Raw genomic sequence first — 12233 nt, forward strand, 5'->3', positions numbered from 1 at the left:
TGTGCACAATTTATATTATAAAGGTCGAATCCACACCAGAGAAAACCATGTAAAAACAGGGTTTAAAAATGAGCGCAATGCTAAGCTAGGGACAGAAAAAAATCCACTAACGCTAGTTGTTGGCAGTGAAACAAGAAAAACAGAAGTTGGCGCTATTGTTACTGAAAATGAATTTTATGCTGATATTAGTGTTGATAGTTCAGTTGATGAGAATATTAGCGAGCTTGATGCAGTATTAAATACACCGAAGACGACTACGTTCGAAAAAACACCTAACCGTAACGATCCATGTTCGTGTGGTAGTGGCAAAAAATATAAAAAGTGTTGTGGTTAAATACTACCCCTTTTATAGAATAAATAGTTTATTCGTTTTTTCGTCGTAGGTGTGTTTTTTAAATTATTGATTTTTATGGCGCCTTTGAGAAGATTCGAACTTCCGACCTAGCGCTTAGGAGGCGCTTGCTCTATCCAACTGAGCTACAAAGGCGTTTTGAAGTGGTAAATTGATTACGCTACTTTATGCTGCATATTCTATTGCTTTATGAGCATAAAGTTAAGCTTTACCTTTGCTTTATATACTTTTTTTTAATATCGTACTGCTACATCATTTATTTGAATATTATCTAATAAGTCATTATTCAACGTTTTTGCTGTTGCGCTTTGTGATGTTAGCTTGGTTACTTTAACTTTGTGTGGGCTAATATTGTAACCCGCATAGCTTTTTCCTTGTTGACTAACGAAAGTGCTACTATGGAGTAACGTGAACTCATCACCAACTTTCACGCCATGACTTTTACCTAAATTTATTGTAATTTGGTTGCCTTGGACTTGTATTATTTTTCCTTCATTCGGCTCACACATAACACTTTCGTCAATATCGTTTATTGTTCGGCTAAGTAAAGCATCAATCATATTACCGTAATCGCTCTGCCAAAAGGTGGTGGCGTGTACATCAATACTTCTTCTTTTATTGAAATCCCAAACCGCAGAGTCTTGGTAATTACCTTGCCATATTTGTTCGCCACTAAAACCATTGTATAAATAAAGGGTAAAATCGAAATTTCGAGGGTAGGTCGGTTGTTGCCATACTTTCAATGAATTTGTTCTTTGCTCTTGCAAAGACATATCGTTAATCTCACTAAAAAGAACATATTGGCTGTCGGTATTTTCGGCTAGAGAGATTGTTAGTTGTTTTATTTTTTCTTCATTAAAACTATTATTTAAACGCGAGAATTCTGTTGAGCTTTTAAGTAATAATTTACCCCCGCTATAGCTACTTTGATTTTTAAGTTTTTTATTTAGCTGTTTGATCATAGCGGAATCAATTTGATATATTTTGCCAAGGTTTGCGTGTTCTCTTTGAAGTAAGTGGCTTTTGGTGATCAAAATTGATTTTTTGTAATCTAACGAGAAACATTTTTTTTCTTGAGGAAAAATATCGGCACGTATAGTAACGCTAATCATATCGTTGCTATGAAGCTCTTCTATTAATTCAATTGAATTAACACTGCCACTAGCACGAATACTTATTTGATCTTGAGTGAGCAAACCATTCACCACTTGTTGAATGCTTGAAACACTGGCACCAGCGACAAGTAATGCTTTTTTTAAAGCGTTTTCCATTGCCTTAGTTCGTGCTACTTCAACCGAGTCTTTAGCTGTTGATGCATAGCCTTGAGCCTCATACCATTGCGCATTAACAATGGCGCTAGTTAACATTAAGCTGATAGATAAAATGATTTTTTTAGATATAGAATACATATACTCTCTCATGAAAACGAAAAGCCTGTTTTAGGCATAGTACAATTTACAAGGAATTTTACTATAGGGCTCATGCACAATGTGTGCCTGTTTATTTTAACCAAGCTTATGCTTGAAACCTAATTGGCTTGAAATGTGCATTGTTTTATAGCAATAAATAACCAAATACATAAAAAATTCATTGCTTAGGCTCGTGTAATGTAGCACAAACGTTGAATTATTAAGGGATGCACTATGAAAAAATGGCTTATACCATTACTTCTGCCAACTCTTTTATCTTGTAGTAATACAGTTGAAGAAGATAGCTTTTATAAAATAAAGCAAACAGATAAAAGTGAGATAGATAGCTATAATTTACCTAAGCATGCCATTAATGACTTAGTGAAAGGTTTAGCCTATCAAATGCTAGCAAACAGTAGTTTTGTTAACAACAAAACACCTGTGGCGGTTGCATCGTTTGTGAACTTAGAAGATCTTGAGTCAACGCATTGGCTAGGAAATCAAATAGCAGAAAGCTTTGTACATGAATTACAGAGCCATGGTTTGGTGGTGATTGATTTTAAAACTACGGGGCATATTCGTGTTACACAAGCAGGTGACTATATTTTTAGCCGTGATTGGAAAGATCTTCCTGAACGTCAGATTATTGACTACGTAGTCGCCGGAACTATGATGGAGCAAGAAGAAGGAATTATCATTAATGCGCGCATGATCGGCATTAAATCTCATGTTGTTGTTGCTACAGCACAATCTTTTATTCCTAAATGGGTAGTAGGAGAGGAAAGAAATAACGGTGAACATGTGATAATGAAAGACGGTATGATAATACGCAGTAACGAAAAATTAATTGAAGAGCAGCGCGCTGTTGCAATTCAACAGTAATTAAGTAGGTGAAATGATGAAAAATGCACACTTTAAAACAATCACTGTTGTTGTAAGTTTATTTCTGGTTGCCTCTTGTACCAGTATGTATGACAAACATGTACAGTGGGAGGTTGTTGAACCACAAGTGTTTCCTATTATTCATGGTATTGGATATGCGCCAATAAGTTTGCAGAAATCAGAGCATAAAACTCAGCGGATGCTAATGGCCATTAAAGCGTCGAAAATTGCCGCTTATTCAGAGTTGGCAGAGCAGGTTTATGGTCAACAAGTTAGCAGTTCAACCACAATAGCCGATATGCTAATTGAAAATCAGCAATTAGTTTCATCAGTAAAAGGGTTAATCAGAGGTGCTAGAGTAGTAAAAAGTTACCCTGTAGGAGACACTTACACAACTGAATTACAACTCGACTTCAAAGACGTATATGAAATATACCAAGCAAATCTACAGCGAAAAGAAATTAAAAAGGTACAATACTTTTAATTGTAGAGGAAATAATTAATTCCAAACAAGTTTTTCATACCAGTTTCTTAATTAAGTGAACAATTTTATACGTAGAAATAATTGCCAAATACAAGGCATTTATTTCAATAACTAGTTGTTCTAATTATTAAATAAATAACGATGTAGTTGGTGATTTTAGCAAGTAGAAATGATCACATAGCTAGTGAGATTGGTATCATAAGCTTGTTTGGTTTAAGTTAAAAAAGGGTGACGTTAATTTGAGTTGAGGTCGAGTGACAATTTAATTGAATCGAAATTTAAATCCTGAATTTAAGTGTTACCTAAGCTTTCATATTTATGCTGCTTAACCCACCAGATTTTTTGCCTTTACTGTCATAAGTCATTGATGACTTATTATTACTCTCTAATAACGTTGTTTTCATACGCTCAACAGCGAGTTGAGATTGCGCTATTATTTGACCATTTATTTTATTTTTTTGTTGGCAAAGGTGTAATAAGTCTTCGATTTCAGTGAGTTTTTCATCAAGAAAACCCGCTTTCTTATCTATTGAAAATGCCTGATTAAAGCTGATTTTTTTATCTAAATCTTGAATTGCAATGAGTAATAGGTTTTTTTGTTCACTAATTTTTAATAATGCGTCAGGTTGGTGTTGCTGTAAAATAAGCTTTTCGTTACTAATGATTTGCTCGAGTTCTTGTAATTGAGCAAATTGTAGAGATATTAACTCTATGGATTGAGGGGAAGCTGACATCAATGCACCTTTTATTATAGCAAAGGGTGATTATCACCCAGTCCCACCGTTAGATCAAATTATAAAGTAAACTCAAACTTGGCCATGCTAGCAGCAAGCTTTTGAGGATCTATTTTATACTCACCAGCAGCAATTGTTTTTTTCAATTCTTCAACTTTTTCCTGATTAATCACAGGAGCATCAGCAGATTTTTTTTGTAGTTCTTTAAACTGTTGAGCTTGTGGGGTCAAAGAAACAGAGTCGCGAGCAACATGTTTAGGTTGCGCACTATCTACTGTTGTCTGAGCTGAGCCTTGTTTAGTTTGGGCTTGTTTATTTTGGTTTATCTGTGCTTGATTGTTCAAGTTGTTGATATTTATAGTCATAATATTACCCTACGGTAAAAAGTTCTTCTAAAGTTTATTCATTAACTTTATATCGGCAAAAAGTAAGATAACTTAAATAAAATATACTAAAAATTTTAGCGTAAAATAATTTCCGATTTTAAAGATTAGATCTTAAAAAATTATAGGTTAATAGTAACCTGATTAACAGCACTAATTCGAGGCTTAATAATCCGACCAGAGCGTGAGTTTTTAACCTCAATTTGTTCATGTAAATTACCAGAGGTTAGCGCGGTACCTTTGGTTTTTATTAAAAAGTTTTCATTTTCTGCGACAATAGTTATAACGTCCCCTTTACATATTAAACATATATTGGTTTTAGTTATAGTACGTTCATTACCTATTCTTTTTTCTGCTTTACTACCTAACACCATATTTATGTCGGTGATTCTTTCGCCGCGTATTTGATTTGTTGCAATGTAATCTATCGCAATATTATCTTTAGTGAGCACTTCACCTTTCTCAATCGTACTTGTTGTAACAACAACAGCAAAGGTTCTTTCAATTTTAGCTGGTAGGTATAATTGCCAGGGAGTTGAATCATCACAAGTTATATTAACATTAACATTCCTACGATTGGTATTTTCAGGTATATTTGCTTTAATAGGTACTTGGCAAGGTTTTATTATTATTCTTGTATCTATATTAGTGACATTAAAAGATATTCGTCCATCATCAGGCGCAGGTATATTGCTCTCTAAGTGTTTTTTTGCAAACGACTCAATATAAGCTCTATCCCATGTTGTAGCTAAACTTATTGATGGTAATAATGCTAATAAGCTGATGAAAGAAAGGTAAACGATATTTGTACGCATGATTTTTGCCATTTATTTTTAGATTAATTCAAATACTCGACTATGCTTAAGCTAGATTAACATAATTATCGGCAGGTTAAGTTATACTATGTGTATAATATTTTTATTCATTTCTTATAAAATAGTGACATACTAAGCATCAATTTTTTGTCACTTATTTTGGCATATAATAAATACAATCAAGAATTGTGCCTGTTTGCCCTATAAATTGTAGGATAAATTATAGCGTTCTTGATTATAAATGAGGTTTTTATGGCAGGTATACTAGATTCGGTTAATCAACGCACACAGCTTGTTGGTCAAAATAGGTTGGAATTACTTCTTTTTAAATTAGTAGGTCGTCAGCGTTTCGGCATTAATGTGTTTAAAGTGAGAGAGGTATTGCAGTGTCCTAAATTAACAGTATTACCTAAACAAGACTCTTTTATAAAAGGAGTGGCTCATATTCGCGGACAAACTATTTCAGTTATTGATATGAGTAAAGCTATTGGTGGGCCAGCGATAACGCAAACTGAAAATTCTTTTATTATCATTGCTGAATATAATCGTAGCATACAAGGCTTTTTAGTTGCAGGTGTTGAACGCATTGTTACTTTAAGCTGGAAAGATATGATGCCTCCTCCGGAAGGTGCAGGGAAGTCTAGCTACTTAACCGCAGTGACTGAAATAGACAATCAAATGGTTTCTATTTTAGATGTAGAAAAAATATTGAATGAAATTAACCCTGTATCAACTGACTTAAGTGCTGAAGTGGTTGATGAAAGTGTGGGTAGAGATCTCGGTGAACGAATAGTTATGATAGCTGATGATTCAACCGTGGCACGTAATCAAGTAAAAAGAGCATTAGAGCCATTAGGTATAAAAATGGCTTTAGCAAAAAATGGTCAAGACGCCTTAGATCAATTGATTGCTATTGCTGCGACGTGTGAGCATAGTATTACTGAGAAAGTTGCCCTAATGGTTTCAGATATTGAAATGCCAGAAATGGATGGCTATACACTAACAGCTGAAGTTAAAGGTAATGAACGTATGGCTAAAATGCCTATTATTTTACATACATCATTAAGTGGTGTGTTTAATAATGCCATGGTTAAAAAGGTTGGTGCTGATGATTTTATTGCTAAATTTCATCCAGATGAATTAGCGACATCGGTTAAGAAATGGCTAAATCATCCATTATAAAAAATAGTCAGCATATAAAATAAATTAGGAAGTAGTACTAGTGTCCGTAAGACAGCTTGACGATAAAAGTTATCATCAATTTAGAGTTTTTTTAGAGCAACAGTGTGGCATTGTACTAGGTGAAAGTAAGCAATACCTAGTTAAAAGCCGCTTAGCTCCTTTAATGAGCAAGTTTTGTGTTAATTCGCTTGGGGAGTTAGTTACTCGAACGTTATTACCTATAGAGCGGCAATTAAGGGCAGCGGTCATAGATGCTATGACCACTAATGAAACGCTATGGTTTCGTGATGATTATCCTTTTAAATTACTAAAAAGCAAAATATTGCCAGATTTGGCCCAAAGTAGAACGCCTGTAAAGATATGGTCAGCAGCGAGTTCATCTGGTCAAGAGGCGTATTCTATTGCTATGTCAATTTTAGAATATCAAAAAAGTAATCCTGGTAGCTTCTCAAGAGGCATCCAAATTATTGGTACTGATATTTCAACAACCATGTTAGAACACTGTAAATATGGGCATTATGATTCACTTGCATTAGCACGAGGTTTATCTGAAGAAAGGAAGAGACAATTTTTCGAAAATGGTGATAACGGTATGCTAAAAGTCAAGGACGAAGTAAAGAAGATGGTGAGCTTTCGTCCGCTTAACTTACTTAATAGCTATAGTTTGATGGGGCGTTTTGATATTGTTTTTTGCCGTAATGTGCTTATTTATTTTTCACCTGAAATCAAAGCACAGATAATAAGTCAAATTCATGGCACTTTGAATGACAAGGGGTATTTATTTTTAGGCGCTTCAGAATCTCTTTCTGGATTAAATTCAGATTTTGATATGTTGCGTTGTAATCCTGGTATCATTTATCAAAAAAAATAAGAGAGATTAATCTCTCTTATTTTTAATCGCTAATGACAAATATAGTGGCGAAATTTACAAGAAAAAAACGTAATCTAAACTGTGAAACCTAATGTTTAATTAACCCTAATCAATATATCCATTGCATATTTATTTAACTTACAACCTATTATCTTCTTTCTTTATAACACCAGAATACTTTAATCACTTAATACCTCTTCTTTATTACTAAACAATTTTTATCTAAGTAACTCCATTATATTTTTTGTTGGCATAATTATTGAATGTCTCAATGTTAAATATAATTGATGGTGAGTTATTATGGCTATTAGCTTTGATAAAGGTTTTGAACTTCACGCAAAGGGAATGCTTTTGCGATCTCAGCGAGCGGAAGTGATCGCTAGCAATATTGCTAATGCCGATACCCCTGGTTATAAAGCAAAGGGCATGGACTTTCAAAAGGCCATGCAACAAGCTGGTCAACAACAAATGGGTATGAGTAAAACTCATGCTAAACACTTTGATGTTCGTACTGACATGAATAATAACATTGCTTTTCGCAATCCAGATCAACCAGATACCGGAGACGGTAATACAGTCGATGTACAAGTGGAACGAAACTTGTATCTAGAAAATACATTAGAGTATCAAGCTGGGGTTCAATTTCTTAACGGAAAGATAAAAGCCCTGAAAAATGTCATCTCAGGAGGTGGATAATAATGAGCCTTTTTAACGTATTTAACATCACAGGTAGTGGTATGAGTGCGCAGTCAATGCGTTTAAATACCACAGCAAGTAACATTGCTAATGCTGATAGTGTTAGCTCAAGTGTAAGTGAAACATATCGTGCTCGGCATCCAGTTTTTGCCGCTGCTATGCAAAAAGCTGCCGGCGGACAAGAAAGTAGTGTGGGTGTACAAGTATTAGGGATAGTTGAAAGTGACAAACCTCTAAATGTTGAATACGCACCTGAACATCCTATGTCAGACAAAGATGGTTATATTTATAAACCTAATGTCAATGTGATTGAAGAAATGACTAATATGATTTCTGCATCTCGTTCATATCAAACTAATGTGCAATTAGCTGAGTCAGCAAAAAACATGTTAACTAAAACACTGCAACTTGGTCAGTCATAAGGAGTAGGAAATGGAAACTATTAGTGGTACAAATGGCCTAGATTCCCTTTATTGGCAAAAAGAAGAGTATAAAGCTGCTGATAGTGGTGGCAATGGCATGCTCACACAGGCTGATTTTTTTGCGTTGTTAACACAAGAGTTAGCAAACCAAGATCCAACAGAACCTGCAGATAACAATGAAATGATCTCTCAAATGACCGCGTTTTCTACAACAGACGGTGTAAGTCAGTTAAATGACTCTTTTGCTGGTTTTGCTAATTCAATGACTTCAAGTCAAGCCCTACAAGCATCATCCTTAGTAGGTCGAAGTGTTTTAGTTGAAGATAATGTTTTTGGGATGACCGAAGGAGAATCTGCTCAAGGTAAAATAGTAACTACTGAAGCAGCAAGTAATGTCAGTATTTATGTTGAGAATGTTGCGGGTGAAATTATTCAAACAGTTTCTGTGGGCAATATAGGGGAAGGTGGTTCAGCCTTTACTTGGGATGGCAAAGCTTCGGATGGTAGTGATGCTGCTACAGGAGCTTACCGTTTTAGAATTGTTGGCCTTGTTGACGGACAAGCATCTGAATTGCAAGCAATGACTTATCGTAAGGTAGATAGTGTTACGCTTGCCGGTTCAAACGGTATTGTACTTAATCTTAATGGTGGTAGTGCGATGAAATTAGAAGATGTAGTTGAAGTTGCAGAAGGTTAATTGATTGGGGTAAAACTCAACAAAAAAATAAATTTTACAGGTTAGCATTAGAATGAAATGTAGCCTAATAAAGCAATGAATTTTAAGAGGATTTAATTATGTCATTTAATATAGCATTAAGTGGGTTAAACGCAGCACAAAAAGATTTAGATGTTACCTCAAATAACATAGCTAACGTTAATACTACAGGCTTTAAAGAATCGCGTGCAGAATTTGTAGATGTATATGCAACATCTTTACTGTCATCAAGCAAAACGAAAGTGGGTGATGGTGTACTAACATCAGAAGTTGCTCAACAATTTTCACAAGGTAGTATCGCTTTTACTACTAACTCGCTTGATTTAGCCATAACAGGTAATGGTTTTTTTGCGACAGTACCTGGTATTGATAGCCTAGAAACATCTTATACTCGCGCTGGTGAATATAAATTAAATGAGAGTAATTTTGTTGTTAACTCTGCCGGCGAATATTTATTAGCATTTGATGTTAACTCAGATGGCTCGTCTTCATCGGTTGCATTAAGTACTGCTTCGCCATTACAAATTCCTACTTCATCAGGCTCTCCGACTGCAACGAAGGAAGTAGACATTAAAATGAACTTACCTGCGGGGGATGATGTTCCTTCTTTTGCTTTTGATAAGGATGACTCTCTCACTTATAACAATGCTACGTCGGTTACAATTTATGACTCATTGGGTGATAGTCATGTTATGACCTATTACTTTGTTAAAACTGCTGCTAATAATTGGGATATGCATGCCGCAGTTGACGACCAGTTGGTTGATTTACCGGGTGGTGTCGATCTTGATGGTGATGGTATTAATAATGCTACTTTAGAGTTTAGTTCAAGTGGTGATTTTATTGCTCAAGTGCCACCTACAATTACTACTGCTGCATTAGGTGCGGCAATATTGTCTAACGGTGCTGATCCAACCCAAGAAGTAGTCATTGATTTTAATTTAGATACTTTGGGTCCTAATGCCAATGAACCAACGCAATTTGCGTCTAATTTTGAAGTTACGTCATTAGAGCAAGATGGTTTAGCGGTTGGCCGATTAACAGGCATTGATATAGATGCTGATGGCCTAGTAGAAGCGACATATAGTAACGGTACGGCGCAGCCTTTAGCGCGTATAGCGTTAGTGAGTTTTGCTAATGAGCAGGGCTTAACTCAAATAGGCGGCACGTCATGGAAAGAAAGTATTACTTCTGGTGACCCGATAGCAGGTGAGGCTGGCTCTGGTACTTTTGGTACCATTAACTCTTCAGCTTTAGAGCAGTCTAATGTGAACTTAACCACAGAGTTGATTGATTTAATTTCAGCACAACGGAATTTCCAAGCTAACTCTCGTTCGTTGGAAGTTGATAACGATTTAAATAATACTATTTTACAAATTAGATAGGTAAGCAATAATATCATTTAATTTCAATAGTTGTATTATTGAAAAAACTATCTTTAAAGCTGTTAGCGCTCGATGATTATGTTATTGGGGCTAACAGCTTTTTACTTTTATTTTCTCACCTATTTTCTCTATATATTTCCCATCAAAGCGTAGAAAACGCGGCATATACTTCTTAATAAATCTTTGGCATCGTCCTTGCATTTATTAACGTAACAATTTTTATTTTCTGGAAACCATTATGGATAAGATGCTTTACGTCGCCATGAGCGGTGCCAAACAAAATATGCAGGCGCTAGCGATTAACGCTAATAACCTTGCTAATGCCAAAACTACAGGCTTTAAAGCTGATTTAGCACAAGCGCGTACTATGCAAGCGTTTGGTGAAGGTCAACCAACACGTGTTTTTGCGATGACTGAACGCGCAAGCCAAAATTTTGACTCTGGTTCTTTATTAACGACTGGACGTCCTCTTGATATCGCAATCAAAGGTGACGGTTGGTTTGCTGTACAAACACCGCAAGTCATGAATAGTGCCGCCGACCCTTTTGGCCAAAGTGAAGCTTATAGCAGGCAAGGGCATTTACGTTTAACAGAAAATGGCACATTAGAAACAACCAACGGTGAAGTGGTATTAGGTGACAATGGCCCTATTATTGTTCCTTTACCGGTTAGTAATATTCAAATTTCATCTGACGGAACTATTATGGTTCAGCCAGAAGGTGCGCCTAGTAGCGTACAAGAAGAAATCGGCCGTATTAAGTTAGTTGACCCTGATGTTCGCTTACTTGAAAAAGGCGCTGATGGTTTATTCAGACGTAAAGATGGTCAAGCAGAACTTGCTAATGTCAATGTACAAGTACAAGGCGGTGCGCTTGAATCAAGTAATGTTAATCCGTTATCTGAAATGACAGACATGATTGCACTACAAAGACAATTTGAAATGCATTTGAAATTAATGAAAACAGCAGAAGAAATTGATGCCAGCAGTTCTTCATTATTACGTGCATTCTAGCGTTAAAAAAATGCTCGACGGCAATAAAATTTTTAGAGGTGATGTATGAACCCAGCATTATGGATCAGTAAAACAGGCTTAGATGCACAAACCAAAGATATCGCTGTTATTTCTAATAACTTAGCGAATGCTAGCACCATTGGTTTTAAAAAGAGTAGGGCTGTATTTGAAGATTTGCTTTACCAAAACATAAACCAACCGGGTGGACGAACTGCTAATGATAGTGAGGCGCCTTCAGGTTTAATGCTTGGTGCAGGTACTAAAGTTGTTGCAACACAAAAAATTCATACGCAAGGCGATATGCTAACCACAGATAATTCGTTAGATCTTATGATTCAAGGCGAAGGTTTTTTTGAAATTTTAATGCCAGATGGTTCATCAGCGTTTAGCCGTAATGGTCAATTTACCATGGATGACGAAGGCAACATGGTTACGCCTGGTGCTGGTTATGCGTTACAGCCACAAATTACTATTCCAGAAGACGCAATCAGTATTGTGATTTCACAAGACGGTGAAGTGTCAGTAACACAACAGGGGCAAGCAGAGCCTGCGGTAATTGGACAAATTAACACGGTTAACTTTGTCAATCCAACAGGGCTTGAACCCATAGGCCAAAACTTATTTACTGAAACGGCAGTAAGTGGGGCACCACAAGAAGGTATTCCAGGTTTAGAGGGATACGGCATGTTAGTGCAAGGCGCTTTAGAAACATCTAACGTAAATACCACCGAAGAGCTGGTTAACTTAATTGAGTCTCAACGTGTTTATGAAATGAATTCGAAAGTAATTTCTGCTGTTGATGAAATGTTAAGTTATATCAATCAACAACTGTAATTTATTTTTAGCTTAAGTATTTAAGTATTTAAGTATTTAAGTAATAGTTAATAGGTA

At 35.8% G+C, this 12233-nt stretch carries 15 protein-coding genes and 1 tRNA gene; 11 read left to right on the top strand and 5 right to left on the bottom strand.

What is annotated here, in order from left to right; translation table 11 throughout:
- The first annotated feature begins 1 nt into the window (after window position 1).
- Complete coding sequence (locus GQS55_RS04310) at window positions 2-334, top strand: PBPRA1643 family SWIM/SEC-C metal-binding motif protein (RefSeq protein WP_159818292.1); 333 nt, start codon at window positions 2-4, stop codon at window positions 332-334.
- Between the two features lie 76 nt (window positions 335-410).
- Here GQS55_RS04310 and GQS55_RS04315 read toward each other — a convergent pair.
- Window positions 411-487, bottom strand: a tRNA-Arg gene (locus tag GQS55_RS04315).
- A gap of 98 nt (window positions 488-585) precedes the next feature.
- Window positions 586-1761, bottom strand: coding sequence for a flagella assembly protein FlgT (locus GQS55_RS04320; protein ID WP_159818294.1), 1176 nt, complete (start codon window positions 1759-1761; stop codon window positions 586-588).
- Window positions 1762-1995: 234 nt separating this feature from the next.
- On the opposite strand from GQS55_RS04320, the gene GQS55_RS04325 reads away from it, so the two are divergent.
- A complete protein-coding gene (locus GQS55_RS04325) occupies window positions 1996-2643 on the top strand; it encodes a FlgO family outer membrane protein (RefSeq protein ID WP_159818296.1) in 648 nt (215 codons plus the stop codon).
- 16 nt (window positions 2644-2659) lie between these two features.
- On the top strand, window positions 2660-3127 hold the full coding sequence (locus tag GQS55_RS04330) for an LPP20 family lipoprotein (RefSeq protein ID WP_159818298.1): 468 nt from the start codon (window positions 2660-2662) through the stop codon (window positions 3125-3127).
- 302 nt (window positions 3128-3429) lie between these two features.
- Here GQS55_RS04330 and flgN read toward each other — a convergent pair whose 3' ends face one another.
- From flgN to flgA, 3 genes are all read right to left on the bottom strand, one after another.
- Window positions 3430-3861 carry a flagellar export chaperone FlgN gene (gene flgN, locus GQS55_RS04335; protein ID WP_159818300.1) on the bottom strand — a complete coding sequence of 144 codons (432 nt, stop codon included), beginning with the start codon at window positions 3859-3861 and terminating at the stop codon, window positions 3430-3432.
- Between the two features lie 59 nt (window positions 3862-3920).
- Window positions 3921-4226 (bottom strand): flagellar biosynthesis anti-sigma factor FlgM, encoded by a 306-nt coding sequence (gene flgM / locus GQS55_RS04340; RefSeq protein ID WP_201294562.1) that lies wholly within the window; start codon window positions 4224-4226, stop codon window positions 3921-3923.
- A 140-nt stretch (window positions 4227-4366) separates the two neighbouring features.
- A complete protein-coding gene (flgA, locus tag GQS55_RS04345) occupies window positions 4367-5059 on the bottom strand; it encodes a flagellar basal body P-ring formation chaperone FlgA (RefSeq protein ID WP_159818302.1) in 693 nt (230 codons plus the stop codon).
- A gap of 252 nt (window positions 5060-5311) precedes the next feature.
- Between flgA and GQS55_RS04350 the strand changes: the two genes are divergently transcribed.
- From GQS55_RS04350 to flgG, 8 genes are all read left to right on the top strand, one after another.
- Complete coding sequence (locus GQS55_RS04350) at window positions 5312-6241, top strand: chemotaxis protein (protein ID WP_159818304.1); 930 nt, start codon at window positions 5312-5314, stop codon at window positions 6239-6241.
- Between the two features lie 40 nt (window positions 6242-6281).
- On the top strand, window positions 6282-7112 hold the full coding sequence (locus GQS55_RS04355) for a CheR family methyltransferase (RefSeq protein ID WP_159818306.1): 831 nt from the start codon (window positions 6282-6284) through the stop codon (window positions 7110-7112).
- A gap of 300 nt (window positions 7113-7412) precedes the next feature.
- Window positions 7413-7808, top strand: a complete 396-nt coding sequence (gene flgB / locus GQS55_RS04360; RefSeq protein WP_159818308.1) for a flagellar basal body rod protein FlgB — start codon at window positions 7413-7415, stop codon at window positions 7806-7808.
- Between the two features lie 2 nt (window positions 7809-7810).
- Window positions 7811-8230 (top strand): flagellar basal body rod protein FlgC, encoded by a 420-nt coding sequence (flgC, locus tag GQS55_RS04365; protein WP_159818310.1) that lies wholly within the window; start codon window positions 7811-7813, stop codon window positions 8228-8230.
- 10 nt (window positions 8231-8240) lie between these two features.
- The gene (locus GQS55_RS04370) at window positions 8241-8927 is read left to right on the top strand and encodes a flagellar hook assembly protein FlgD (protein WP_159818312.1); all 687 of its coding nucleotides are present in this window, start codon (window positions 8241-8243) and stop codon (window positions 8925-8927) included.
- A 98-nt stretch (window positions 8928-9025) separates the two neighbouring features.
- On the top strand, window positions 9026-10330 hold the full coding sequence (flgE, locus tag GQS55_RS04375) for a flagellar hook protein FlgE (RefSeq protein WP_159818314.1): 1305 nt from the start codon (window positions 9026-9028) through the stop codon (window positions 10328-10330).
- 238 nt (window positions 10331-10568) lie between these two features.
- Window positions 10569-11342, top strand: a complete 774-nt coding sequence (gene flgF, locus GQS55_RS04380) for a flagellar basal-body rod protein FlgF (protein WP_159818316.1) — start codon at window positions 10569-10571, stop codon at window positions 11340-11342.
- A gap of 45 nt (window positions 11343-11387) precedes the next feature.
- Window positions 11388-12176 (top strand): flagellar basal-body rod protein FlgG, encoded by a 789-nt coding sequence (gene flgG, locus GQS55_RS04385; RefSeq protein WP_159818318.1) that lies wholly within the window; start codon window positions 11388-11390, stop codon window positions 12174-12176.
- Window positions 12177-12233: the final 57 nt, after the last annotated feature.

Origin of the sequence: Colwellia sp. 20A7 (assembly GCF_009832865.1) — a bacterium.
Classification (GTDB): Bacteria; Pseudomonadota; Gammaproteobacteria; order Enterobacterales; family Alteromonadaceae; genus Colwellia.

Coding starts and splice junctions, on each gene's coding strand:
- GQS55_RS04320 (WP_159818294.1), bottom strand. CDS start 1,761: ATGTATTCTATATCTAAAAAAATCATTTTATCTATCAGCTTAATGTTA.
- GQS55_RS04325 (WP_159818296.1), top strand. CDS start 1,996: ATGAAAAAATGGCTTATACCATTACTTCTGCCAACTCTTTTATCTTGT.
- GQS55_RS04330 (WP_159818298.1), top strand. CDS start 2,660: ATGAAAAATGCACACTTTAAAACAATCACTGTTGTTGTAAGTTTATTT.
- flgN (WP_159818300.1), bottom strand. CDS start 3,861: ATGTCAGCTTCCCCTCAATCCATAGAGTTAATATCTCTACAATTTGCT.
- flgM (WP_201294562.1), bottom strand. CDS start 4,226: ATGACTATAAATATCAACAACTTGAACAATCAAGCACAGATAAACCAA.
- flgA (WP_159818302.1), bottom strand. CDS start 5,059: ATGCGTACAAATATCGTTTACCTTTCTTTCATCAGCTTATTAGCATTA.
- GQS55_RS04350 (WP_159818304.1), top strand. CDS start 5,312: ATGGCAGGTATACTAGATTCGGTTAATCAACGCACACAGCTTGTTGGT.
- flgB (WP_159818308.1), top strand. CDS start 7,413: ATGGCTATTAGCTTTGATAAAGGTTTTGAACTTCACGCAAAGGGAATG.
- flgC (WP_159818310.1), top strand. CDS start 7,811: ATGAGCCTTTTTAACGTATTTAACATCACAGGTAGTGGTATGAGTGCG.
- GQS55_RS04370 (WP_159818312.1), top strand. CDS start 8,241: ATGGAAACTATTAGTGGTACAAATGGCCTAGATTCCCTTTATTGGCAA.
- flgE (WP_159818314.1), top strand. CDS start 9,026: ATGTCATTTAATATAGCATTAAGTGGGTTAAACGCAGCACAAAAAGAT.
- flgF (WP_159818316.1), top strand. CDS start 10,569: ATGGATAAGATGCTTTACGTCGCCATGAGCGGTGCCAAACAAAATATG.
- flgG (WP_159818318.1), top strand. CDS start 11,388: ATGAACCCAGCATTATGGATCAGTAAAACAGGCTTAGATGCACAAACC.